Origin of the sequence: Actinopolymorpha singaporensis (genome assembly GCF_900104745.1) — a bacterium.
GTDB lineage: Bacteria > Actinomycetota > Actinomycetes > Propionibacteriales > Actinopolymorphaceae > Actinopolymorpha > Actinopolymorpha singaporensis.
In genome coordinates, this window is the sequence record NZ_LT629732.1 from 4,633,937 (window position 1) to 4,656,652 (window position 22,716).

Consider the following 22,716-nt stretch of genomic DNA (forward strand, 5'->3'; position numbering starts at 1 on the left):
CGAGCACCGAGAACCGAACACCTGCCGTGCGGTGGGCAGCCCGCGCTGCGTGGAACGCCCTACGTCGTACGTGGACCGGTCAGCGCACGTCCTGCGGGCTGTGCTCCTTCAGCCAGCCGCGCAGCGGAACGTCCTCGTCGGTCGGCGAGTAGTGACCGTTGGCGTTCAAGGCGTACCCGAGCAACTGCCGGCGGATCGGGTCGCTGGTCGGCCACAGGTCGTGCACCGTCATGTCGTCCTTGGTGCGGATCCAGCGGTAGCCGTAGCCGTAGAACAGCACCTTGCGGGTGACGTCGGACCAGTTGGGGCTGGCCGCGTGCCACAGCCGCCGGTCGAAGAACACCGCGGTGCCCGGCTTGGCGAGCACAGGTACCGCACCCTCCGGCTGCCCCTTGCCGTCAGGCACCTCGATCCGGTCCTTGCGGTGACTGCCCGGTACCACCCAGAAGTTGCCCCGTCCTTCCTCGCTGGTGTCGGAGAGGAAGTAGGCGACCTTGATGGAAAGGCGCGGCCGCGGGCTCTCCTCCATGTCGAAGTTGACCCGGCCGGAGTCCTGGTGCCAGCCGAAGGTCTTGTCGGTCCGCTGCTGACCCGACGGCGGGGTGACGATCAGGTGTGCGTGGTAGAGGTAGATGTTCCAGCCGAGGATCCCCCACACCTTCGGCAGGATGCGGTCGTAGTCGACGAGGTCGGTGTAGAGCGGCGACACCGGAACGAAATTGGGGTAGAACATCGCCGCGTCCGGCTTGGCCCGGCCGGCCGCGGACTCCTGCGCGTGCAGCCTGTCGGTGGTCTGCGTCAGCTCGGCCAGGTGGTCCGGGGAAAGCGCGTTCTCTATCTGCAGGATGCCGGTTTCCTCGAACGTACGGCGTTCGTCGTCAGTGAGCCGGTGTTGCAGACACGACGGGTCCATGGAAGATCTCCTCCACGCAGGGAGCGGGCGATGGGCCTCGGCGTCATCGCCGAAGTGAGGAAGGAGCTTCTGGGAAGCTAACCGGGCGGCTTCGACAGGGTCAAACTTCCGGCGCTGTTGTGTCACGTTCCGGCAACCAGCACCGGACGCCGCTCGCTACTCCACCTCGAGGCTGCCGGTGACCCGGAGCTTGCGCCGGGCCCGTTCGTAGAACGTCGATCGACCGAACCGCACCACCAGCGCGGCGGCCCGCACCGGCGTGACGTCCAGCCGTACGCCGGGACCGACGTAGGCCTCGACCCGGCCGTCGACCTCCACGGCCAGCTGGCCGGACACCGGCAGGACCTGCAGCGACGGCCGCTCGTCAGCGGCCAGCACCAGCGCCCGGTCGAACGTCGAGTGCGCCGACGCGGCCACCACCAGCACGGCATCGACCGTCGGTGACACGATCGGACCGCCCGCGGAGAAGCTGTACGCCGTCGAACCGGTCGGGGTGGCCACCAGCACCGCGTCGGCGGCGTAACGCACGAACTCCCGTCCCAGTACCGAGGTGGCGATGGCCGCCGAGGCCTGGCCGGGGATGCGCACCAGCGCGATGTCGTTGAACGCGAGCACAGGCTTGCCGTCCGGTAGTCCCGGGCCGTCCGGAACGACGGACCGCAGCGCCATCCGCGGCTCGACCGAGTAGTTCCCGGCGTCGATGTCGGACAGCGCCGCCGGCAGTTCGGCGACGTCGACCTCGGCGAGGAAGCCCAGCCGCCCCAGGTTGGCGCCGAGCACCGGGGTGGCATGGCCGGCGACCAGGCGCATGCTGCGCAGCATCGTGCCGTCGCCGCCGAGGCTGATCAGCAGGTCGGCGCGTTCGACGAGTTCGTGGGCCGGGACGGCCACGGCGTCGCAGACCAGTCGGTCCACCTCCTCGGGCAACCCGAGCACGGCGACGTCTCGCCTGCGCGCCCACTCGACCACGGCGTCGATCGCCGGCTTGGCGTCGCGTTCGGGGTGAAGCACCAGACCGATCGCGTGAAGCGTCCCCATCGCCCCACCCTAGGGCGGCGTCCACGTGTCACTGACGTTCGAGGGCAATTGCTTGACGAAGTCAAAGACATCATGGCCGTCGTCAACTAATGTGTCGGGGAGCCGCTGATCGGAAGCGGTGTACCTCGCGGAGGGAGAAGCGACCATGGCCGTCGACCCGGCTCAGGTGGCGCAGGTGCGGACGTTCAACCGCTTCTACACCAAGGTCATCGGCGTCCTGCAGTCCGGACTGGCCGGAACGCCGCACTCCCTCACCGAGGCGCGGGTGCTGTACGAGCTTGCCAACACCCCCACCGGCGACCGCGGTGGCGAGGTCGACGTCGCCGGGCTGCGGCGGCTCCTCGACCTCGACGCGGGCTATCTGTCCCGTATCCTCGCCCGACTGGAGGCTGCCGGCCTGGTGACCCGGGAGCCCTCCTCCGACGACGCCCGGCGCCGGCTCGTCCGGCTGACCGAGGACGGCAGATCCGCCTTCGCCGCCCTCGACGCCGCACAGGTGGCCGCGGTGGAACGGTTGCTGGCTCCGGTCGCCGACACCGACGGCCGGCGCATGCTGGCCGCGATGGGCACCATCCGGCGGGCCCTGGGCGACTCCCCCGGACGGCCGGGTCTCGTCCTGCGGCCGCCCGAGCCCGGCGAGCTCGGCTGGGTGGTCGCCCGCCACGGCGCGCTCTACGCGGAGGAGTACGGCTGGGACGCCCGGTTCGAGGGGATGGTCGCGCAGATCGTGGCGGACTTCGCGGCCGCCGACGACCAACGGCGACAGGCCGCGTGGATCGCGGAGGTGGACGGCGAGCCGGCCGGCTGCGTCTTCTGCGTGGCCGAGAACGAGACGACCGCGAAACTCCGGCTGCTGCTGGTGGAGCCGTCCGCACGAGGTGCGGGCGTCGGCGCGCGCCTGGTCGAGGAGTGCCTGCGGTTCGCCACCCGCGCGGGATACCGGCGGATCACGTTGTGGACCAACGACGTCCTCACCTCCGCCCGCAGGATCTACGAGCGCGCCGGGTTCCGGCTCGACAGCGAGGAACCCCACCACAGCTTCGGCCGCGACCTCGTCGGGCAGAACTGGTCCCGCGAGCTCTAGCGTCTTCCTGCGGATCCCGGAAATCGGTTGTCGCACACCCCGCCGGTCTGTTTCACTCACCGCGACCGGCAGTCCAGTCAGCGGAAAGGCGAGCCCCCGATGCGTCCAGCGTTCATGTCCTCCCAGCGGAAGATCGCTATCTACTCCAAGGACATGACGCCTCGTGAAACTGCTCAACCTGGGGATCCTCGCACACGTCGACGCCGGTAAGACGAGCCTGACCGAGCGGCTGCTGCACACCGCCGGGGTGATCGACGAGATCGGCAGCGTCGACGCCGGCAACACCCGGACCGACTCCCTCGACCTCGAACGCCGCCGTGGCATCACGATCAAGTCCGCGGTGGTGTCGTTCGAACTCGACGGTGTGACGGTCAACCTGATCGACACCCCCGGCCACCCGGACTTCATCGCCGAGGTGGAGCGGGTGCTGAACGTGCTCGACGGCGCGGTGCTGGTGGTGTCGGCCGTCGAGGGCGTGCAGGCCCAGACGCGCGTGCTGATGCGCACCCTGCGCCGGTTGCGCATTCCCACCCTGCTCTTCGTGAACAAGCTCGACCGTGGTGGCGCGGACGCCGATCGGGTGTACGCCGAGATCGCGGAGAAACTCACCCCTGCCGTGGTGGCGATGGGGCGGGCGTACGACCAGGGCACCCCGCGCGCCGGGTTCGTGGCGTACGAACCAGACGACGAGGCGTTCGCCACCGCCGTGGCCGAGGTGCTCGCCGATTCCGACGACGCGTTCCTCGCCGCCTACGTCGACGGCGACGGCGACGTCCTCACCGCCGGACACCTCCGGCACGAGCTCGCGGCCCGGACCGCGCGGGCGGGTGTGCATCCGGTGTTCGCGGGCTCGGCGATCACCGGCGTGGGGATCGACGCACTGGTGGCAGGCATCAGGGATCTCCTTCCCACCGCCGACGGAGATCCGGACGCGCCCGCGTCCGGCGAAGTGTTCAAGGTCGACCGCGGTCCGGGCGGGGAGAAGATCGCCTACGTCCGGATGTTCGACGGGTCGGTGCACCTGCGTGACCGGCTGCCGGTGGTACGCCCGGCCGGGACGGGCGGCGCAGCGGACGGCGTGGGCGCTCCCGGAAGCAAGGTCACCGGGATCCAGGTCTTCGAACAGGGTGCGGCGCCCACGCGGCCGGTGGTCCGCGCCGGGCAGATCGGCAGGCTGACCGGCCTCGCCGGCGTCCGGATCGGCGACACCATCGGCGTGCCCCGTCCTGGTAGGGCCACGCATCACTTCGCCCCGCCGACTCTGGAGACCGTGGTCGTCCCCGTGCGGCGGTCAGACAAGGGCGCCCTGCACCTCGCACTCACCCAGCTCGCCGAGCAGGACCCGCTGATCAACCTCCGCCAGGACGACGTACGACAGGAGCTCTACGTCTCCCTCTACGGCGAGGTGCAGAAGGAGGTCGTCGCGACCACGCTGGCCGAGGAGTACGGAATCGAGGTGGAGTTCGCGAGGACGTCGGTGATCTGTGTCGAGCGCCCGACCGGCAAGGGTGCGGCGTTCGACCTGATCGGCACCGACCCCAACCCCTACTTCGCCACCGTCGGCCTGCGGGTCGAACCGGCGCGGCCGGGCTCCGGAGTCTCCTTCGGCCTGGACGTCGAGCTGGGATCGATGCCACCCGCGTTCTTCACCGCGGTCGAGGAGACTGTCAAGGAGACCTTGCGTCAGGGGCTGTGCGGGTGGGAGGTCATCGACATCGCGGTGTTCATGACGCACTCGGGCTACTACGCCCGGCAGAGCCACTCCCACGGCACGTTCGACAAGAGCATGTCGAGCACCGCGGGCGACTTCCGTTACCTCACTCCCCTGGTGCTGATGGCCGCGCTGAGGCAGGCCGGAACCGTGGTGTACGAGCCGGCGCACCGCTTCCACCTGGAGTGCCCGGCGGACACGTTGACGACGGTGGTGCCCGCGCTGGTGCGACTCGGCGGTGTGCCGGACTCCCAGCAGGTAAGAGGTTCGGGCGCGGTCGTCGAGGGCGAGATCCCCGCCGCGCGGGTGCACGAGCTGCAGCTGCAGCTGCCGGGTCTGACCCGGGGCGAGGGGATGCTGGACTCGGCGTTCGAGCGGTACCAGCCGGTGCGCGGGCCGGCTCCCACCCGTGCCCGCACCGACCAGAATCCGCTCGATCGCAGGGAGTACCTCCGCGTCGTCAAGCGCTAGTTGCGCGCTTTGGCGGGTGGGCTCGACGGCGAGCCCACCGGCGTCCGTGCCCGCACGCCCAGTCCTCGTGGCTCGTCGAGAACGGTCACCTCGGTGAACCCGTGCTCGCCCAGCGCGGCGACGATCGGGTCGGTCAGCCGCGCGCCGGTACGGGGTCCACCGGCGCCGTAGAGCACCCACAGCGCACCGCCGGGCCGCAGCGCTGCCGTCAACAGGTGGAGTTCGGCGGTGGGACAGCGTGTCCAGAAGAGGTTGACATCCACCGAGAACGCCACGTCCAGACTGTGGTCCGGGAGGTCCAGCGTGTCCAACTCCCCGTGCCGAACCTCCAGCCGGCCGGCGGACACGTGCCCGGCGTTGCGGTCGAGCGTACGCCGCACCGCCACCGCCGAACGGTCGAGCGCGACCAGCCGGCCGCTGCGCAGCCGGGCGCACACGAGTTCGGCGGCGGCACCCGCTCCACAGCCGATCTCCAGCACGTGGTCGGCCGGGCCGGGGTCGAGTACGTCGACAGCCCAGCGCACGCGCTCGGGAATGCTCGCCACCGCGGCTCCTCGCGAACTCTCGTTCCGCCCCCTTGACCGACCTCACATCGGCACCGGATCCGGCGCCGCATCGGGACCCCGGCAACCAATGGCGGCAGATGCTACCGGTGGACAGGTGTGGTGACCAGGTTCTCGACCAGCTGGCAGGAGTGGTGGCCGACAGGTATCGCCGCCGGGCGATCCTCGTCGGTGCGGACCTGGTCCGCACACTGGTCCTCGGCGCGATCCCGCTCTGCGCGATGTGGACGTTCACGTGCGATCATCGTCTGCCGCTGGCTGACCCCGGCCGGCTACCTCCTGCTCCCGCTCGCTGGTCCCGGCGGCACGGGCCTGGCGTTGCTGTGCGTCGCGCAGTTCGTGTTCGGGCTCTCGATCGGCGTCGACAGCCCGATCGAGAACCAGATCTTGACGTACGCAAAGCGCAGTTGACAGGCGCACGGTCTCCGGTCGCGGTCGATCGACTCCAACGAGAACCTGCCCCTGCGCGAGCCCTTGCCAGAAACTCAAGCACCTGCTTTACTAAAGTACATGCTTGACCAAGTGGACGAGCTCGACCTCGTGTTCCATGCCCTCGCCGACCCGACTCGCCGGGCCATGGTCGAGCGCATGACCTCCGGCCCGGTGTCGGTGTCGGAGCTGGCGCGTCCACTCCCGATGAGCCTGGCGGCCGCCCTGCAGCACGTGCAGGTGCTGGAGGCCAGCGGCCTCGTGCACACCCAGAAGGAGGGCAGGGTCCGCATGTGCCGCATCGAGCCGAAGATCCTGCGCAACGCCGAGAAGTGGATCACCGAGCGCCGGGCGACCTGGGAGGCCCGCCTCGACCGCCTGGACAAGCTGCTCGGCGAGGACTGACGGCCCACCAAAGGCGCCCTCCCCGAGTCCCAGCACACACCACCCACCACGCCCACCACGCCACCCACGGAAGAGATACTCCAGTGAACGACCGAAGCCTCAGCCACTCGACCTTCACCATCGAACGCGACTACAAGGCGTCGGCGGCGAAGATCTTCCACGCGTTCGCCGACCCGCAGACCAAGGCACGCTGGTTCGACGCGCCCACCGACGAGTGGTGCCCGATCAGTTCCGCCCACGACTTCCGTGAGGGCGGCCGCGAGCACAGCGAGAGCCAGTTCGGCCAGGACGGTCCGGTGTCCCGGTTCGACGCGTACTACCACGAGATCGTCCCGGACACCCGCTTCGTCTACAGCTACGAGATGCGCGTGGACTCCACCCGCCTGTCGGTCTCCCTGACTTCCATCGAGCTGACTCCGGTCGAGGGCGGCACCCGGCTGACCCTGACCGAACAGGGCGTCTACTTCGACGGCCTGGACAACACCCCCGAACGCGAACGCGGCACCCGCGAGATGCTGGACGTGCTCGCCGCCGTGGTGGAGGACTGAGAACCATGCCCACCCTGATGTTCCTCAACCTGCCCGTCGAGGACCTGGCCCGATCGGTCGCCTTCTACGAGGCTCTCGGCTACTCCACCGATCCGAACTTCACCGGCGACGAGTCTGCCTGTGTGGTGATCAGCGAGACCATCTACGTGATGCTCGTCGTCCGACCGTACTTCCAGACGTACGTGTCCACCGAGGTGGCCGACGCGACGAAGGTGACCGAGGCGATGTTCGGTCTCGGTGTGGACAGCCGCGAGGACGTGGATACCCTTGTCGACAAGGCACTTGCTGCCGGCGGGTCGGCAGCGCGTGAGCCTCGGGACCTCGGCTTCATGTACAACCGCACGTTCCTGGATCCGGACGGCCACTACTGGGACGTCTTCTGGATGGACCCGACCGCCGCACAGCAGGGCCCGCCCACCGAGTAGCTGCGTTGCGGACGCCGCCCTCAGAACGGCGGCAGGTCGTCGACGGCCGACGCCATCTCCATGGGGGCGGTGGGGGCGGTAGATGCCAGGTCCGCTGGTACGGGATCGGTGAGGGATGGTGTTCTGCTTCGGTACTGCCGGCCGTGGGGGTCGGTGAGCCTGTGTTCGCCGGGTCCGGTCTGCTGGAGTTTCCAGTCCCGCTCGGTTTTGGCCTTGTGGTGACGCGGGCACAGGGGCGCGATGTTGTCCACAGATGTTTCCCCGCCCTCCTTGTGTTCGGTGTTGTGGTCCAGGTGGCAGGTCGCGGCGGGCCTGCGGCAGGTGGTCCACACGCAGCGCGGGTCGCGGGCATGCACCAGCTCTGCCTGCAGCCCGCGCAGGAACCTCACCGGGATCGGATGCAGATGCAGTAGCCGCCCTGTGACCGGGTGAGTGACCCCGACACTGAACCTGGCTTCGGGGTTGTCGAGGTGGTTGGCGACGATCAGGCGGGCCACCTCGGTGATGACCGGCCCGAACCCGCCGAGCTCACCCGGCTGAGCACTCAGTCCCATCAGGGTGGTCAACGGCACGTTCAGCTGCACTTTCGCCCGCGTTCGTATGGCACCCCAGCTCGGCTGCGAGGAACACCAGGGCAGCGGAGGCGGTGTAGGTGCTGCGGCTTGCGGAGGTGTCGTCCTTCCACCAGGTGGTGGATCGGTCGGCCCGTCGGGTCGGCGGCTCTGGTGCGGGATGTGGCCCGCAGCGGGAGCACCAACTGTGGGAGCGGCCTTGTTGGCGGCGGCCGCGTTCTCCCCTCCGGCGTGGTGTTCCGCGGCGTTGTGTTCCGCGGCGTCGTGGGCGGTGGTGTCGTGGATCGGGGTGCCGCTCGCGGCGGAGCCGCACACCGTGCACCTGGTGACGGGGGCGGGTGAGCAGTCGCCACACTCGCACCAGCCGTGGTGCAGGTCGTGGTCGGGGAACCTGTGAATGGCACAGGGGCCCCGGCCCTGCCCGGCCGCATCGCCTGCCCCTGCGTCCTGCCGAGCACTGCCCTGCTCGGTGTCGCTCTGCTCGGTGTCGCTCTGCTCGGTGTCGCTCTGCTCGGTGTCGCTCTGCTCGGTGTCGCTCTGCTCGGTGTCGCTCTGCTCGGCATGGCCGCACTGAGCATCGCCGTTGGTCGCGTCCCGGTCCGCCTGGTTCTGTTCGGTGTGGTCGGGGGCGGGGCAGTCGGTGATGTCGGCGGTGCCGGTCAGCAGGGAGGCGGCGACGTCGGCACGGAGTTGGCCGAGGGTGCGCGAGTCGCCGGTGGACTTGACCGCTCGGGCGACGGCGTCGACATAGCCGAACGCCTCGGCAGCCTGGTCGGCCGACAGTCCGCGGATGGAAAGGTCGGCGACGCCGTCGACGGCGGGCCAGATCGCCACGTCACGCGCGGAGCGCTTGGCCTTGTGGCGTTTGGCGGCTGCTTCGGGGTCGGCCTTGACCACCTCGGCTTCGACCTTCGCGCGCAGCAGTCCGCCCCGCAGGTCCAGCACCTTCGGGAACAGCGCGTTCTCGATGATGTCCCACAGGTCGGGCTTGGCATCGGTGATGCGGTCGACGATGACCCGCGCCTCGGTGATCTCCAGGCCACCGGAGGCGAGCGCCTCCCGCACCCGCGGCAGCCGGGGCAGCGCCGTGGCCATCGCCATCACCCAGTGGGCGTGGTGACCGGTCCAGCCAAGCAGCGGTTCAAGAACTTCCGGTGTGAACGGGTCCGGTGTGGCGCTGCGCTCGGCAGGCAGATCAGGCATGCCGGGGACAGCATGGGCGAGCTCGTTCACGGTGGTCAGGCACTCGGCCTCGCTCCAGCAAACCAGCCGCCGCTGCGCCTTCAGCAACTCCTCCAACTCCCACCCGTTACACGCAGCCCGGTCAACCGAAGCGACCGCGACAGCAAGCGCCGGTCCAGGCGACATCTCCGCCAACCCGGCAGGCAGCACCCGACGGCCACCGGGCTCCACACCCAGATGCCCGTCGAAGCACTCGCCGCCGTCGCTCATGGGTTCGATTCTATCGAACATGATCGGCTATCGCGCCCGGGAAAGCCCTTATCCACAAGCGAATCCAGGCATTTTCAAGCTGTGTGACACCACACCGTCGTGAAGGGCGTTAGCCTGCCGCTGCCCGATCACCTCCGACTTGGCGTCGGCGTTCATGTCAACCCAGTCTTGCCGGGCCAGTTCCCACTCTGTCGCGGCGTAGAGAGCACGATCGGACTCGTCGGTGCGTCCGTGTGCCCCGATCCGGCTCGATTCGCCGAGTGACCACGGATCCCGTGTTACGGTCGACTTCCACGCGGGTGCCCGCCGGCAGCGGGCTGAGAGGGAGCTGACGCCGCTCCGACCGCCGAACCTGATCCGGGTCATGCCGGCGAAGGAAGTGAGGATCCGACGTGAGGATCGCCGTACTCGGCGCGGGCGTCATCGGGCTGGCCTGCGGCGTCGAACTCCTTCGCGCCGGGCACGACGTTCGTGTCTTCGATCCCGCTCCGGTCTCCGGCGCGACCCACGCGGCCGCAGGGATGCTCTCCCCTGCCGGTGAGGCCTGGCACGGCGAGGAGAACCTCCTCCGCCTCGGGGTGGAGAGCGCCGGCCTGTGGCCGGAGTACGCCGCCTGGCTTGAGTCCGCGACCGGTGTGGACGTCGACCACCGCCGCGCCGGTACGTTGCTGGTCGGCCGCGACCACGACGACGTTCAGGTGGTACGCCGGATTCTCGACGTGCTTGCTGCGCATGGCATCGAGTACGAGGAACTCCGACGGCGTGGCCTGTGCGAGCGCGAACCCGAACTCTCCACCCGGGTCGCCGGCGGGGCATACCTGCCCGGTGACCACAGCGTCAACCCGCGCAGGGTCTCCGCCGCGCTGCTCACCCTGCTCGGCGACCGGGTCGAACGCTGCCGGGCGGTCCCATCGCCCGTCCCCGCTTGGGGACACGGTGACGATGACGGTTCGACTGCGTCGGTGGACGGCGTGCGCACCGAGGACGGGCGGCTGGTGCCCGCCGATGCCGTCCTGGTGGCGACCGGCCACCGCCTGCCCCCACAGGTGCCACAGCACCGCCTCGTCCGGCCCGTACGTGGTGAGATTCTGCGCGTACGGCTGCCGGCCGACCAGGCGCCGACCCGGACGGTGCGCGCCGTCGTACACGGCGAACCCGTGTACGTCGTGCCGCGCGCCGACGGTGAGGTGGTGATCGGCGCGACCCAGGAGGAGCACGCCGGGCAGCCGACGCCGACCGTCGGCGGAGTCGCGCGCCTGCTCGACGCGGCGCGCACGCTGCTTCCGGGTCTCGAACGCGCCGAGATTCTCGAGGTCCTCGCGCGGCACCGTCCCGGCACACCCGACAACGGCCCGCTGCTCGGCCCGACCGGCGTCACCGGTCTCTTCCTCGCTGCCGGCCACCACCGGGGTGGGGTGCTGCTGGCGCCGGTCACGGCACGGATTCTGCGTACCCAGATCGAGGCCGGTGGGCGACCGCGACAGTCACCGGTCGGCGAAGCGCCGCCGGGGCCGCCTCGGAGGTTGCGGACGCGTTCTCCCCCAACCGGTTCGACTCACTGGACAGGAGGAACCAATGGACGTCACTGTCAACGGCCAGCTGACACAGGTCCCGTTCGGCCTCAGCGTCGCCGACCTTGTGCGCGGGCGGCTGCCCGATCCGAGGAGCGTCGCGGTCGCCGTCAACGGTGCTGTCGTACGCGCCGGTGACTGGGAACGAACCCAGGTCGGTCCAGGGGACGCCGTCGAGATCGTCACCGCCCGGCAGGGAGGCTGAAGTGGTCGAGGTGACGGGAAGGACCGACCGGGACGGACTCACGGTCGACGGCGCCGAGATCGCCTCCCGGCTGTGGATCGGCACCGGCGGGCTGAACAACCTGCGCACGATCGTGGACGTCGTGCGGACCGCGCGGCCTGGGTTCGTCACGGTGTCGATGCGGCGTACGTCCGACCAGGGTGAGGGTTCGCTGCTGGACGCGCTCGCCGATGTGCTCGCCGAGACCGGGGCGCGCCTGCTGCCCAACACTGCCGGCTGCCTGAGCGCGCGGGAGGCGGTACTCACCGCGAACCTGGCCCGGGAGGCGCTGGGCACCGACTGGGTGAAGCTGGAGGTCATCGGCGACGAACGCACACTGATGCCGGACGTGGTCGAGCTCCTCGACGCGGCGGAAACCCTTGTGGGACAGGGATTCACCGTACTCCCCTACACCACCGACGATCCGGTCGTGGCGCAACGGCTGGCCGACGTCGGGTGCGCCGCGGTGATGCCGTTGGGCTCCCCGATCGGTTCGGGTCTGGGCATCCGCAACCCGCACGCGATCGAGGCGGTGCGCGCTGCGGTGACCGTCCCGGTCGTCCTCGACGCCGGAGTGGGTACCGCCAGCGACGCCGCCCAGGCGATGGAGCTCGGGTGCGACGCCGTGCTGGCCGCGACCGCGATCACCCGGGCCGACGATCCGGTCGCCATGGCGGAGGCGATCCGGCTCGGCGTACGGGCAGGCCGCCTGGCCCGGGCGGCCGGACGAATACCGCGGCTGGCTGGCGCCCGCCCCTCCTCACCGATGGCGGGCAGGGTGACCGTGTGACCTCACCGGCGCCCGCGCTGCCGCGGATCCTGCTGCTCACCGACCGCACCCAGCTTCCACCGGGAGCCGACCTGGTTCAGACTGTCCTTCGGTGCGTGCGGGCCGGTCTTCGCGCCGTGGTCCTGCGCGAGCTTGACCTGCCCGACGAGGCACGTGCCCAACTGGCGAAGGAGATCCGCCGCCGCACGACCGCGCACGACTTCCTCGTGATCTCGGCGCATCGCCGGCTCGCGTACGCCGACGGCGTGCACCTGTCGTCCACCCAGCCCGGCCTCGGGAGCGGGCCGGAGAAGTTGTTCGGGCGCTCGTGTCACGACCACGAGGAGGTACGCCGGGCGGTCGCCGAGGGTGCGGCGTACGTCACCGCGTCCCCCGTGGCGCCGACAGAGTCCAAGCCCGGTTACGGTCCCGCCCTCGGCGTGGACGGACTGCACCGACTGGTGAGGGAGGCCGGCGCCACTCCGGTGTTCGCCCTTGGTGGAGTGACGGCGGCCAGGGCCACCGAGATGCGGGGTGCCGGCGCGTACGGCATCGCGGTGATGGGAGCGGTCATGCGCAGCGCCGATCCGGCCGCGACGTTCGGCCGGTTGCACGCGGCCGTCGAAGGCTTCGCGACCGCGAAGAGGTGCAGGCCGTTCGGCGAGACCGACCCGCCGATCAGGGCTCCGGGCGGCTCGTCTGCCGACGGGTCACCTGCACGCTGAGGTTGCCGAGCCCGGTCCAGTACGGCTTGGCGGCGAACGTGCCGTCCTCGCCGTCGAAGGTAAGGGTGCTGTCCACGGGAGGCTTGCCGGCCGGGTACTCCGCGGAGCCGCCCAGCCGGCGTTGTGGACCCCAGCCACAGCTTTCGGCCCGGACCAGACAGTCCCACGTTCCGGCGTCCAGCGGCCGGCCGAGCTTGCCGGTCGCCGGGTCCAGGCGGGCGGTGCCGACAAGCCTGACCTGCTGGACGTTCTGAACGGCGCCCACATCGGTGTCGAAAGCCAGTTCGCTGCGGGTCGGTACGGAGTAGACACCCTTGTCGTGGCGGTTCTGCACCATCAGCTCCAGCCTGCTGTCGCCGATCTGCCCGGACGCGTCGAACGCCTCGTCGGGCAGTGCCGTCCGGAGTTCGCAGGGCGGGTTCCACAACAGCCGGTCGCCGACCCGCCGGAACGTCACCGGACGCCCGTCGGCATATGCCAGCCGACCGCGCACACGCACCACCAGGGCGGCACCGTCGCAGCTGACCTGTTCGAGGTCGGCAGCCACGCTGAGCCCCCGCTCGGCCGCGGCCAGCCGTGCGATGTCGCCGTAGGCGTTCCGGCGTAACAGCCACGACCGGACACGGATCGAGAGCGGCAGCCAGTCGTCGACCGAGGTGGGAAACCTCTCCAGCGCCAACCGGCGGATCTCGCGGTACCAGCGATATCGGCTGTAGGGCACGGGCCGGCCGAGTAGCACCGGCCAGGTCAGCAGCCGCAGCATCTTCGAGTGGTACCAGTAGGCATACATCTGGTCCCGCTCGGCGCCCTGCTCGGCGTGAGCGTCGACAATGTCGAGGATCTGCCGCAGGGCCCGGTAGTAAGCCTCGGGGTCGAACCGCCGGGCCGAATAGTGGGCGCGCCCGTCGCGCTTCATCCAGTGGCAGCACACCTCGTCGGCGAGCACGCTGATCGTACCGGCGAGGAAGTACGCCTCGACGACGAAGCGATGATCCTCAAGCCAGGCCGGGCCCTCTTCGAACCGCAGACCGTGCCGCCGCAGGAAGCTTCTGCGGAACAGCTTGTGTGGGGTGAGGAACCCGAGCAGATGGTCGGCGAGGATGTCCGCTCGGTCGCGCGAGGCGGCGAACATGCTCTTCGGGACTCCCCTGCCACCGTGGCCTACGACCTTGCCGACCACGATGTCGGAGTCGCACCGCGTCGCCATGGCGTACATGCGTTCGAGAGCGCGTGGTGCCAGCCGGTCGTCGTGGTCGAGGAAATAGACGTACTCCCCTTCCGCCTGCTCGACGCCGGCGTTTCGCGGCCCGCCAGGCCCACCACTTCGGGGGAGGTGGACGGCCCGCACCACCTGCTCTCGCTCAGCGAGGGCGTCCAGCACCCGCGGCGTCGCGTCCGTGGACCCGTCGTCGACGAACACGACCTCGTAGTCGCCTGGCGGCATCGTCTGCGCAAGGACGGATTCCGCGCACTCCTCGAGCCATTCCCCGCCGTTGAAGACAGGGACGACAACGCTGACCTTGACTCCCATGATGAAGGGGTATCGCCCGGAATGCCGCGACCCAATCCTCCCCACGGCAGTGGCTTGCCACACCGGCCTCTCGAAAGCTTTTAGGGACTGCTGTAGTCTCTTTCGGGAAGCGAGGTGATCATGGCGCGTGCAGGCCTCACTGCCGAGCGGCTGGTTCGGGCGGGAGCGGAACTGGCGGACGAGCAGGGCTTCGACCAGGTCACCGTCTCGGCGCTGGCCAGACGGTTCGACGTCAGGGTCGCCAGTCTGTACTGGCACCTGGACAGCTCCGAGGGCCTGAAGATCCGGATCGCCCTGCTGGCGCTGGAAGAGATGGCGGACCTGGCCGCCTCCGCCCTGGCCGGACGGGCGGGCAAGGACGCGTTGACAGCGCTCGCGAACGTCTACCGTGACTACGCCCGCGAGCATCCCGGCCGCTACGCCGCCGCCCAGCACCGGCTCGACCCGCACACGGCGGCGGGGAGTGCCGGTGTGCGGCACGCGGAGTTCACCCGCGCCATCCTGCGCGGCTACGACCTGACCGAACCGGACCAGACCCACGCTGTTCGCCTGCTGGGCAGCTTCTTCCGCGGCTACGTGAGCCTGGAGGCGGGCGGCGGGTTCGACCACAGCTCCCCCGACCCCCAGCAGACGTGGGAGCGGCTACTGGACGCGCTCGACGCCCTGCTGCGCAACTGGCCGAGGAACCCGAGGTAACCATGCCCGACCGAAACGAGTGGATCACCACGCCCATCGGCACCGACCTCCTGCGCGGTGCCGCGGAGTACGAGCGGACCGAGCGCGGCCTGCTGCCGCACCGGCTCCCCGCGTGGGCCCGGGCCCAGTGCGCGGATCCGCAGCTGGCGATGGCGGAGTCCCAGCCGTCCGGGGTGCGACTGGTCTTTCGAACCGACGCGACCGCCGTCGAGTTGGACGTCCTGGCGACCAGGCGGGTCCACGCGGGCATGCCACCTCGCCCGGACGGCGTTCACGACCTCCTGGTCGACGGGAACCTTGCCGGCCAGGCCGTGGCGACCGGTGGTGACACCGTCACCGTCGACCTGGCCAGCGGAACCGCCGAGCACCGGCGCGGGCCCGTCGGTACCGTCACGTTCAGCGGCCTGTCCGCGCGGACCAAGGAGGTCGAGATCTGGCTGCCCCACAACGAGACCACCGAACTCGTCGCCCTGCGTACGAACGCGCCCGTCCTGCCGGCACAGGACCGCGGGCAACCGGTGTGGCTGCACCACGGCAGCTCGATCAGCCACGGATCCAACGCCGCGAGTCCCAGCACCACCTGGCCCGCACTCGCCGCCATGCTCGGCGGTGTGGAACTCCTCAACCTCGGGCTGGGCGGCAGCGCGCTCCTGGACCCGTTCACCGCACGGGCGATGCGGGACAGCCATGCCGATCTGATCAGCGTGAAGATCGGCATCAACCTGGTCAACGCCGATCTGATGCGGCTGCGCGCGTTCTCCCCTGCCGTGCACGGCTTCCTCGACACGATCCGGGAAGGTCACCCGACCACTCCCCTGCTGGTCGTCTCCGCCATCCACTGCCCGGTCCAGGAGGACACTCCCGGCCCGCTGGCGTTCGACGTCGGGTCCCTCAGCGCGGGCAAGCTGCGGTTTCGGGCCACCGGAGATCCCAGCGAACGCGCCGCCGGCAAGCTGACGTTGACAGTGATCCGGGACGAGCTGGCCGGCATCGTCGCGCAGCGTGCGGCCGACGATCCGAATCTGCACTACCTGGACGGCCTGAAGCTCTACGGCGAGAAGGACTTCGCCGAGCTGCCGCTGCCCGACGAGCTGCACCCGGACGCCGCCACGCACCGCCTCATCGGGGAACGCTTCGCCGAGATCGCATTCGGTGAAGGCGGGCCGTTGTCGGTGGACAGCCTGCGCTCGGAGTCCTGACGACCACGTTCTCCGGCCCCGGCCTACAGTCTCAGCCGGTCGGCTCGTGCCCGTAGATAGCGTTGTTCGGCGAGGCTGGCCGTGGCTTTCGCGGCGCGCCCGTAGTGTTCGTACGCCCCGGCCAGGTCGCCGGTCTTCTCCAGCAGATGTGCTCGTACGGACAACAGCCGGTGGTGGCCCGCCATCCGCTCGTCGCCGTCGAGGGTGGCCAGCAGCGCCAGGCCGGCCGGCGCGCCCTCGGTCTCGGCGAGCGCGATCGCACGGTTGAGGGTGACCATGGGGTTGGGCGCGATGCGTTCCAGGATGAGATACAACGCGTGCACCTGGGCCCAGTTGGTCTCCTCGGCCGTGTCCGCGTCGGCGTGGGTGGCGGCGATGGCCGCCTGGAGCTGGTAGGGCCCCAGTGCCGAGCCGGCCAGTGCGGCCTTGACGAGTTCGGTTCCCTCGTCGATCAGGTCCCGGTCCCACTTCGTCCGGTCCTGCTCGGCCAGCGGCACCAGGTCGCCGTCCGCTGTCGTACGTGCCTCCCGGCGGGCGTGGGTGAGCAGCATCAGCGCGAGCAGCCCGGTCACCTCGTTGTTGTCCGGCAGCTGCGCGCGCACCATCCTCGCCAGCCGGATCGCCTCGTGTGCGAGTTCGGCCCGGTGCAGTGCGCTGCCGGAGGAGGCGGTGTAGCCCTCGTTGAAGATCAGGTAGAGCACGTGCAGGACCACCTGTAGCCGCTCCTCGCGCTCCACACCCGAGGGCAGCGTGAACGAGCTGCCGGCGTGCCTGATGCGCTGCTTGGCGCGGCTGATCCTGGCCGCCATCGTGGCCTCGGGCACCAGGAACGCGCGGGCTATCTCGGCCGTGGTGAGGCCACCGACCGCGCGCAGCGTCAGGGCGGTCTGGGAGGACGGCGTCAGTGCCGGGTGGCAGCACAGGAACAGCAACACGAGCGTGTCGTCGGTGTCCGGTACCTCCTCGGGCACCTCCTCGGTGGCGGCCGCCGACTCCCTTTCCCGGCGCGCGTGGTCGCTGCGCACGTGGTCGATGAGCCGGCGGGACGCGACGGTGACCAGCCAGCCGTGCGGGTTGGTCGGCACTCCGTCGGCAGGCCACTGCACGGCGGCGGCGAGGACGGCCTCCTGTACGGCGTCCTCACAGTCCTCGAACTGGCCGTGCCGGCGTACCAGCACACCGAGGACCTGCGGCGTCAGCTCACGCAGCAGGTCCTCGACAGCGGGTGCGGTCATGCGTCCAGGTTTCCGTCGGCGAACATCACCTGCCGCACCTCGACCCCCAGACCCTCGATCGCGGTGTCCGGAATCCGTGCGGCGAGCTCGAGCGCTCGCTCCTTGTTCTCGCAGTCGATCAGGTAGAAGCCGCCGAGGAACTCCTTCGACTCCAGGAAGGGTCCGTCGGTCACCGCCGGCTGTCCGTTTCGTACCGACACCACGGCCGCCTGGGAGGGGTCGACCAGCGCCAGCGTGTTGATCAACTCACCGGACTTCTTCAGGTCCTGGAGAAACCTGCCGTGGCCCTCACCGATCGCCGCCTTCTCCTCGTCGGTCAGCGCGTCCAGGACCGCCGGGTTGATGTGCATGCTGATCAGGAACTTCATGTCGATCTCCCTCGTGCTTGGCGGGCCCCGGCCGGGGCCCTTCGACCGGTTGGTCGGAGCCGCACGCACCGTCTTGACATCACCAGGCAGAACTTTCGCACGGATTTCTGTCCGGGGATGTCAAGAGGGCCCCGGCCGCTCCGACCCACGGGCAACCCTCCAAGGGGAGCACGAAGAGATACGACGAAGCCGTACGCCGGGCAGGGCGGCGCGGGCCTGGCGAGCGACGTCGGAGAAGGACATGTCCTGGGGGCGGGTTCGTGCGACATGCCACTGACGCATCGCCTACTCCGCGCGATCGACCGTTTCAATGGTCAGCGCACGGTTTTCTGCTCCAGTGCCTTCCGGCCGGCATCGAAACTTCGCAGTGCCGCACCGAGAGCCGCCGCGACGGTGACCTCGAAGATCTCGTCCTGCGAGCAAGCAGTGGCGATCAGCCGGTCGATGTCGGCGTCGGTGATCCGGTACGACGCCTCGCGAACGGTCCTGGCGTAGGACTGCCATGGTTCTGGCAGGTGTTCACCGGCCGCGGCGGCAGCCCGCAACGCTGGTTCGGTGGTAGCGGGCGCGTCCAGCACCGCGTAACGCAGGTTGGCCACGTCGTCGCCGCGGTCGGTAACCGGCCCGTCGGCGAGGAGGAACGACGGGAAGCGGTAGCCGAAGCGGTGCAGCGCACGGGTCCCGCTGTGCAACTGGCCATCGCGGAGCACGAACCCGAACGCGTTTGCCAGGCGGTTGACGATGTTCCACACCAGGTTGACGCGCAGCGCCTGCAGCACCGCGTCGTCGGGGAGGTCGGTGACCGATGCGGCGTTCGCGCTGTCCGGCGTACAGCTGACCAGATCGAGGAACTCCCGGACGGCCTGCAGTTGCGGCCGGCCCGGGGCCGGATCGTCCGGGTCGACCTCGCCGGCGCCCGCGATCCGGGTGAGCTCGGCGTGGGACTCGACGCAGAACGGGCACCGGTGAAGCTGTGCGGTGCACATCGCGAGGTACTCGCGCTCCCCAGGTGTCCAGTACGACGGTCCGCGCATCGCGTCGGCGGTGAGCTCGAGCAGCGGGCGAGTGAGAAAGCCCGGCCGGTACAGCAGCATCTTCACGATGTCCGGACTGGCCACCCGCGACGTCGCGGAGGTGAGCGTCAAGAAGACCTTGACGCGGCGGCGATGGCCGTTGTCCAGAATCGACAGTCTCATGGTGACTCCGTGGTGTCGAGGTCGTGGAACCGACCGGCGAGGAAGCGACGATCGGCCGGGTTGGTCGCGAGTTCGCGGGCGCGCCGGTACGCCGATGCCGCCTCCGTCATGCGGCCGAGGCGACGGAGCAGATCCGCTCGGGCCGCGTGCAGAAGGTGGTAGCGGTCGAGCCCCTCGATCCGGTCGATCAGCGCCAGGCCCTCGGCCGGGTTGGTGGCCTCGGCCACGGCGACGGCGTGGTTGAGCGCCACCACCGGCGACGGGGTCAGCGTGAGCAGCCGGCCGTAGAGAGCGGCGATACCCGGCCAGTTCGTCTGGTCGTCGGAGCCGGCCTGGGCGTGCAGCGCTGCGATCCCGGCCTGCAGCTGGTACGGCCCCGGCCTGCCCATGCGCAGCGCCCGGCCCAGTACTCCGATAGCTTCGGTGATCTTCTTCTGATCCCAGCGGGTCCTGTCCTGGTCGGCCAGCAACACGACGTCGCCACGCGCGGTGTAGCGAGCGGTGCTGCGCGAGTCGTGCAGCAACAGCATGGCGACCAGGCCAAGCGCCTCGGGCTCGTCGGGCATGAGGGTGGCGACGAGCTTGCCGAGCCTGATCGCCTCCTCCGGCAACGTGCGGCGTTCGGGCTGGTCGTACGCGGCGGTGTACCCCTGGGTGAAGATCAGGCAGATCACCGTGAGGACGCTGGAGAGCCGCTCGGGCAGCAGCGCGTCGGACGGCACCTCCAGGCTGATGCCGGCGTCGCGGATCTTCCGTTTCGCGCGCACCAGGCGCTGGGCCAGCGTCGGCTCACCGACCAGGAACGCCCGGGCGATCTGCCCAGCGGTCAGCCCCGCGACGGCCTGCAGGGTCAGGGCGACCCGCGCGTCCTCGGCCAGAGCGGGGTGACAGCAGGTGAAGATCAGCGCGAGCCGCTCGTCTCCCAGGGTGCGGAGGCTCTCCTCGCCGTCGTCCGTCATGGTCGTCACCGCCTCCGGTGCCGCGCCGATCCGGGCGAGCTTCTCCCGGCCGAGCCGGGCCCGCCGCAGCCGGTCGATCGCGCTGTTGCGGGCCGCGGTCAGCAGCCAGGCCACCGGGTCGTCCGGCGGTGCTTCACCCCAGGCGCGCAGGGCAAGAGTGCACGCGTCCTGCAGCGCCTCCTCAGCGAGTTCGAAGTCACCGAGGACGCGGATCAAGGCGGCGAGCATCCGGGCCCGGTGATCGCGGTAGACCCGATCCAGTACCGGCGCGGCGGCCCGTGCGGCGTTCATTCCCCGGCGGCCGCCAGGTCCGAACGGCGGTGGTCCAGGCCCGGCACACCGGCGATCGGTCGTACCTCGATCCCACCCTGCTCGGCCATCGGGCACATCGCGGCGAGTTCCAGCGCCTCGTCCAGGTTGCGGCAGTCCAGAACGTAGACGCCACCGAGGTGTTCGTGGGTCTCGGCGTACGGGCCGTCGGTGATCAGCGTCCTGCCGTCGCGCACGCTGACGGTGGTGGCGGTGTGCTCTGCCTGCAGCGGATGCCCGTACACGAAAACGCCACGGCGGCGGCACTCCTCGGCGAAAGCGTTCACCCTGGCGAGCGCTTCCGCGAAGCCAGGATCGCCCGGCTCGGGCCGCTCGCAGTCGTAGATCAGCAGCATGTACTGCATGTGTCCTCCACTCACCCGGAGAGGGTCTGCCGGGAAGGTCAGCCGGAAAGGATCTGCCGGAAACGTCTGCCGGAGATGATGACGAGCAGGGCGACCGTATCTCGACATCCCGACCCGGGTTCTTTCTCCGGACGGATGCTCATACGTTCGTCGATCGTGCCGCGGAGGACTGGGCGGAGGGCAGCGCCGGGATGTTCGTGATCGCCGGCGCGGCCCGCGGGGAGGGCCTCCTCGGTGCCGTTGCGCTCCACCTGTCCCCGCGCGACTCGGAGGTGGCCGAGGACGACAGGGGCGGCGGCCTGCCGTAGGTTCGTCGGCCCGGTTCAGGTGGTGCGGCGAGCGGCCCAGACGACACGTTCGGTACGTACGGCAAGGTCCTCGCGGCGCAGGATGCTGTCCGGACTGGCGGTGTCGAGGAGCCGGTCGAGCACGGCGAGATCCTCAGCCGGCACGCCTTCGGCACTGCTGTCACGAAGGCGTCGCAGGCTGCCCATCGCGTAGGTGCGGACCGCCTTGTTGGCCGAGTTCTCGACCCGCACGGTGAAGGTGCGTTCGGCCTCGAGGGAGAATCCGGCAGCGGTCAGCTTCGGCGCCCAGTCGATGCCGCGGTTGGGTACGTGCTCGGCGAAGTGCCGGTCGCTCGCGGCGTGGCAGCGTTCCTCCAGGCCCGGTCGGTTCTCTGGGGCGTCGTCGGGCAGGAACCGCGGGAACCCGGCCAGCCCCACCACGGCGAACAGCCCGCCGGGCGCGAGGGTGTCGTGCACCGTGCGCAGCACCCGATCGGGATCGGCCAGGTGATGCATCGAGGCCGAGGCCCACACCAGGTCAGGCGTACCGAGGTCGGGCCAGTCCCGGCTGTCAAGGTCGGCTTGCGCCGTGCTCACCTGCCCCTCCACGCCGCGGGCGCGCGCCTTCTCCCGCAGCCGCTGCAGATGTACTGCCGAGGAGTCGACCGCGGTCACGTACGTGTGAGGAAAGAGATCGAGAAGGGCGAAGGTGCCGGCCCCGGTTCCACTGCCCAGATCCACGACCCCGCGAGGAGACGACGCGACGGGCAGCCACTCCGTGATGGCGGCCAGGTGCCCGGCGAGGACCTCCGCCTCCAGGTCGAGCATCCGCGCGTGGTCGTCGGAGCCTTGCTGGTGGTGCTGGCGCTGGTGCTGGTGCTGGTGCAGCTCGCCGCGATGAGGGTCGGCGTGAGGTGCGTACGACATGCCCGCACCGTAGGCTGCGCCATGCCATGGGAGCACGATGCCTTGCCGGATCCGCAAGGGATCGATCTCGCCGGCTGCCGTACGCGCAAACGCTTCGAGGTCGCACACGTCGGTGAGGAAAGGACGACCCGGGCGGCCCGAGCGACACCTCAGGCGCTCTCGCCGCGCTGATGGCTGCGGCGCGCTTCACGGTCGAAGATGCCGAGGACCTCGCAGGTGCCGTGCTCCGCGCCGACTGCGTGCGGAAGCATCGTCGGGAACTCCGCGGCCTGGTTGGTCTCGAGTCGGTAGCGGCCGTGACCGAGCATGAGAATCGCAGTCCCGGACAGGACCACGAGCCATTCGCGGCCCGGATGCGCACGCATGCGGGCGGGGTTGTCCGGAGGCGGTTCGGTCAGTCGCTGACGGACCACCGTCGTGCCGGGCTCGGCCTTCATGGACCAGCGCAGCTGCCCATGCGCGGCGTCGATCACCGGGCTGGTGACGATGTCGTCGGAAGCCGTCTCCACCAGCTGGTCCAGGGTGGTGTCGAGTGCGCGGGCGAGGGTGACGAGCTGGTCAAGCGCCAGGCGGCGCTGGCCGTTCTCGATGCGGGACAGCGTGGACTGGCTGACGTTCGCTCGCCTGGCCAGTTCCTCCAGGGACCAGCCCTGCGCCACCCGCAGGGCACGGATGCGCTTGCGTACCAGGCTCTCCAGTTCGTCATCTCCTTGCTTCATACGCAAGACCCTATGCCCTGACGGCA

At 70.0% G+C, this 22,716-nt stretch carries 23 protein-coding genes, 1 pseudogene and 1 riboswitch; of the genes and pseudogenes, 12 read left to right on the forward strand and 12 right to left on the reverse strand.

The annotated features are described in order from the left end of the window. Positions 1 to 79: 79 nt before the first annotated feature. The gene (locus BLU27_RS20870) at positions 80 to 913 is read right to left on the reverse strand and encodes a phytanoyl-CoA dioxygenase family protein (RefSeq protein WP_092655345.1); all 834 of its coding nucleotides are present in this window, start codon (positions 911 to 913) and stop codon (positions 80 to 82) included. 156 nt (positions 914 to 1,069) lie between these two features. Further along, on the reverse strand, positions 1,070 to 1,951 hold the full coding sequence (locus BLU27_RS20875) for an NAD(+)/NADH kinase (protein ID WP_092655346.1): 882 nt from the start codon (positions 1,949 to 1,951) through the stop codon (positions 1,070 to 1,072). Positions 1,952 to 2,096: 145 nt separating this feature from the next. On the opposite strand from BLU27_RS20875, the gene BLU27_RS20880 reads away from it, so the two are divergent. Both BLU27_RS20880 and BLU27_RS20885 read left to right on the forward strand, forming a co-directional pair. Then, positions 2,097 to 3,035 carry a bifunctional helix-turn-helix transcriptional regulator/GNAT family N-acetyltransferase gene (locus tag BLU27_RS20880; protein WP_092657951.1) on the forward strand — a complete coding sequence of 313 codons (939 nt, stop codon included), beginning with the start codon at positions 2,097 to 2,099 and terminating at the stop codon, positions 3,033 to 3,035. Positions 3,036 to 3,198: 163 nt separating this feature from the next. Then, complete coding sequence (locus BLU27_RS20885) at positions 3,199 to 5,217, forward strand: elongation factor G (RefSeq protein WP_092655347.1); 2,019 nt, start codon at positions 3,199 to 3,201, stop codon at positions 5,215 to 5,217. Here the strand turns inward: BLU27_RS20885 and BLU27_RS20890 are convergent. Beyond that, positions 5,214 to 5,762, reverse strand: coding sequence for a class I SAM-dependent methyltransferase (locus BLU27_RS20890; RefSeq protein ID WP_092655348.1), 549 nt, complete (start codon positions 5,760 to 5,762; stop codon positions 5,214 to 5,216). The genes BLU27_RS20885 and BLU27_RS20890 overlap by 4 nt on opposite strands. Positions 5,763 to 5,882: 120 nt before the next feature. Here BLU27_RS20890 and BLU27_RS20895 point away from each other — a divergent pair, with 120 nt between their 5' ends. From BLU27_RS20895 to BLU27_RS20910, 4 genes are all read left to right on the forward strand, one after another. Beyond that, positions 5,883 to 6,191 (forward strand): hypothetical protein, encoded by a 309-nt coding sequence (locus BLU27_RS20895; RefSeq protein ID WP_157728733.1) that lies wholly within the window; start codon positions 5,883 to 5,885, stop codon positions 6,189 to 6,191. Positions 6,192 to 6,290: 99 nt separating this feature from the next. Next, positions 6,291 to 6,614, forward strand: coding sequence for an ArsR/SmtB family transcription factor (locus BLU27_RS20900; RefSeq protein WP_092655350.1), 324 nt, complete (start codon positions 6,291 to 6,293; stop codon positions 6,612 to 6,614). An 83-nt stretch (positions 6,615 to 6,697) separates the two neighbouring features. Next, entirely contained in the window at positions 6,698 to 7,162 is a 465-nt protein-coding gene (locus tag BLU27_RS20905; RefSeq protein ID WP_092655351.1) for an SRPBCC family protein, read from the forward strand. Between the two features lie 5 nt (positions 7,163 to 7,167). Beyond that, positions 7,168 to 7,587 carry a VOC family protein gene (locus tag BLU27_RS20910; RefSeq protein ID WP_092655352.1) on the forward strand — a complete coding sequence of 140 codons (420 nt, stop codon included), beginning with the start codon at positions 7,168 to 7,170 and terminating at the stop codon, positions 7,585 to 7,587. Positions 7,588 to 7,607: 20 nt separating this feature from the next. Here the strand turns inward: BLU27_RS20910 and BLU27_RS30000 are convergent, their stop codons facing one another. Continuing rightward, positions 7,608 to 9,611, reverse strand: a complete 2,004-nt coding sequence (locus BLU27_RS30000) for an HNH endonuclease signature motif containing protein (RefSeq protein WP_197681508.1) — start codon at positions 9,609 to 9,611, stop codon at positions 7,608 to 7,610. Between the two features lie 285 nt (positions 9,612 to 9,896). Further along, positions 9,897 to 10,007: riboswitch (TPP riboswitch) on the forward strand. Between BLU27_RS30000 and thiO the strand changes: the two are divergent. The 4 genes and pseudogenes from thiO to BLU27_RS20935 all read left to right on the forward strand — a co-directional run. After that, a pseudogene (gene thiO, locus BLU27_RS31355) lies at positions 10,004 to 11,017 on the forward strand (glycine oxidase ThiO); the annotation flags it as partial. It overlaps the preceding riboswitch by 4 nt. Before the next feature lie 169 nt (positions 11,018 to 11,186). Then, complete coding sequence (gene thiS / locus BLU27_RS20925) at positions 11,187 to 11,387, forward strand: sulfur carrier protein ThiS (RefSeq protein WP_092655354.1); 201 nt, start codon at positions 11,187 to 11,189, stop codon at positions 11,385 to 11,387. Position 11,388: 1 nt separating this feature from the next. Next, positions 11,389 to 12,195 carry a thiazole synthase gene (locus BLU27_RS20930; RefSeq protein ID WP_092655355.1) on the forward strand — a complete coding sequence of 269 codons (807 nt, stop codon included), beginning with the start codon at positions 11,389 to 11,391 and terminating at the stop codon, positions 12,193 to 12,195. Beyond that, positions 12,192 to 12,899: a thiamine phosphate synthase gene (locus BLU27_RS20935; protein WP_197681509.1), complete on the forward strand. Its 708-nt coding sequence runs from the start codon at positions 12,192 to 12,194 to the stop codon at positions 12,897 to 12,899. The genes BLU27_RS20930 and BLU27_RS20935 overlap by 4 nt, the downstream gene beginning before the upstream one ends. Here BLU27_RS20935 and BLU27_RS20940 read toward each other — a convergent pair. Further along, on the reverse strand, positions 12,853 to 14,430 hold the full coding sequence (locus tag BLU27_RS20940) for a glycosyltransferase family 2 protein (protein ID WP_092655356.1): 1,578 nt from the start codon (positions 14,428 to 14,430) through the stop codon (positions 12,853 to 12,855). The genes BLU27_RS20935 and BLU27_RS20940 overlap by 47 nt on opposite strands. Before the next feature lie 120 nt (positions 14,431 to 14,550). Here BLU27_RS20940 and BLU27_RS20945 point away from each other — a divergent pair, with 120 nt between their 5' ends. Next, a complete protein-coding gene (locus tag BLU27_RS20945; RefSeq protein ID WP_092657955.1) occupies positions 14,551 to 15,126 on the forward strand; it encodes a TetR/AcrR family transcriptional regulator in 576 nt (191 codons plus the stop codon). Positions 15,127 to 15,128: 2 nt separating this feature from the next. Continuing rightward, entirely contained in the window at positions 15,129 to 16,325 is a 1,197-nt protein-coding gene (locus tag BLU27_RS20950) for an SGNH/GDSL hydrolase family protein (protein ID WP_092655357.1), read from the forward strand. 23 nt (positions 16,326 to 16,348) lie between these two features. Here BLU27_RS20950 and BLU27_RS20955 read toward each other — a convergent pair whose 3' ends face one another. From BLU27_RS20955 to BLU27_RS20985, 7 genes are all read right to left on the reverse strand, one after another. Continuing rightward, positions 16,349 to 17,560: an RNA polymerase sigma factor gene (locus BLU27_RS20955; protein ID WP_092655358.1), complete on the reverse strand. Its 1,212-nt coding sequence runs from the start codon at positions 17,558 to 17,560 to the stop codon at positions 16,349 to 16,351. After that, positions 17,557 to 17,928, reverse strand: coding sequence for a YciI family protein (locus BLU27_RS20960; RefSeq protein WP_092655359.1), 372 nt, complete (start codon positions 17,926 to 17,928; stop codon positions 17,557 to 17,559). Before BLU27_RS20960 ends, BLU27_RS20955 begins: the two co-directional genes overlap by 4 nt. Before the next feature lie 314 nt (positions 17,929 to 18,242). Further along, complete coding sequence (locus tag BLU27_RS20965; RefSeq protein ID WP_092655360.1) at positions 18,243 to 19,124, reverse strand: carboxymuconolactone decarboxylase family protein; 882 nt, start codon at positions 19,122 to 19,124, stop codon at positions 18,243 to 18,245. Beyond that, positions 19,121 to 20,374: an RNA polymerase sigma factor gene (locus BLU27_RS20970; protein WP_092655361.1), complete on the reverse strand. Its 1,254-nt coding sequence runs from the start codon at positions 20,372 to 20,374 to the stop codon at positions 19,121 to 19,123. Before BLU27_RS20970 ends, BLU27_RS20965 begins: the two co-directional genes overlap by 4 nt. After that, positions 20,371 to 20,772 (reverse strand): YciI family protein, encoded by a 402-nt coding sequence (locus tag BLU27_RS20975; RefSeq protein WP_241827540.1) that lies wholly within the window; start codon positions 20,770 to 20,772, stop codon positions 20,371 to 20,373. Before BLU27_RS20975 ends, BLU27_RS20970 begins: the two co-directional genes overlap by 4 nt. A gap of 308 nt (positions 20,773 to 21,080) precedes the next feature. Then, a complete protein-coding gene (locus tag BLU27_RS20980) occupies positions 21,081 to 21,971 on the reverse strand; it encodes a class I SAM-dependent methyltransferase (RefSeq protein ID WP_092655363.1) in 891 nt (296 codons plus the stop codon). Positions 21,972 to 22,120: 149 nt separating this feature from the next. Beyond that, positions 22,121 to 22,690: a helix-turn-helix domain-containing protein gene (locus BLU27_RS20985; RefSeq protein WP_092655364.1), complete on the reverse strand. Its 570-nt coding sequence runs from the start codon at positions 22,688 to 22,690 to the stop codon at positions 22,121 to 22,123. Positions 22,691 to 22,716 lie beyond the last annotated feature (26 nt).

What these genes read in the sequence shown, in the direction of transcription:
- BLU27_RS20940 (WP_092655356.1), bottom strand. Translation starts at nt 14,430, where the DNA reads ATGGGAGTCAAGGTCAGCGTTGTCGTCCCTGTCTTCAACGGCGGGGAA.
- BLU27_RS20965 (WP_092655360.1), bottom strand. Translation starts at nt 19,124, where the DNA reads ATGAGACTGTCGATTCTGGACAACGGCCATCGCCGCCGCGTCAAGGTC.
- BLU27_RS20955 (WP_092655358.1), bottom strand. Translation starts at nt 17,560, where the DNA reads ATGACCGCACCCGCTGTCGAGGACCTGCTGCGTGAGCTGACGCCGCAG.
- BLU27_RS20970 (WP_092655361.1), bottom strand. Translation starts at nt 20,374, where the DNA reads ATGAACGCCGCACGGGCCGCCGCGCCGGTACTGGATCGGGTCTACCGC.
- BLU27_RS20980 (WP_092655363.1), bottom strand. Translation starts at nt 21,971, where the DNA reads ATGTCGTACGCACCTCACGCCGACCCTCATCGCGGCGAGCTGCACCAG.
- BLU27_RS30000 (WP_197681508.1), bottom strand. Translation starts at nt 9,611, where the DNA reads ATGAGCGACGGCGGCGAGTGCTTCGACGGGCATCTGGGTGTGGAGCCC.
- BLU27_RS20960 (WP_092655359.1), bottom strand. Translation starts at nt 17,928, where the DNA reads ATGAAGTTCCTGATCAGCATGCACATCAACCCGGCGGTCCTGGACGCG.
- BLU27_RS20870 (WP_092655345.1), bottom strand. Translation starts at nt 913, where the DNA reads ATGGACCCGTCGTGTCTGCAACACCGGCTCACTGACGACGAACGCCGT.
- BLU27_RS20945 (WP_092657955.1), top strand. Translation starts at nt 14,551, where the DNA reads ATGGCGCGTGCAGGCCTCACTGCCGAGCGGCTGGTTCGGGCGGGAGCG.
- BLU27_RS20880 (WP_092657951.1), top strand. Translation starts at nt 2,097, where the DNA reads ATGGCCGTCGACCCGGCTCAGGTGGCGCAGGTGCGGACGTTCAACCGC.
- BLU27_RS20910 (WP_092655352.1), top strand. Translation starts at nt 7,168, where the DNA reads ATGCCCACCCTGATGTTCCTCAACCTGCCCGTCGAGGACCTGGCCCGA.
- BLU27_RS20950 (WP_092655357.1), top strand. Translation starts at nt 15,129, where the DNA reads ATGCCCGACCGAAACGAGTGGATCACCACGCCCATCGGCACCGACCTC.
- BLU27_RS20875 (WP_092655346.1), bottom strand. Translation starts at nt 1,951, where the DNA reads ATGGGGACGCTTCACGCGATCGGTCTGGTGCTTCACCCCGAACGCGAC.
- BLU27_RS20900 (WP_092655350.1), top strand. Translation starts at nt 6,291, where the DNA reads ATGCTTGACCAAGTGGACGAGCTCGACCTCGTGTTCCATGCCCTCGCC.
- thiS (WP_092655354.1), top strand. Translation starts at nt 11,187, where the DNA reads ATGGACGTCACTGTCAACGGCCAGCTGACACAGGTCCCGTTCGGCCTC.
- BLU27_RS20985 (WP_092655364.1), bottom strand. Translation starts at nt 22,690, where the DNA reads ATGAAGCAAGGAGATGACGAACTGGAGAGCCTGGTACGCAAGCGCATC.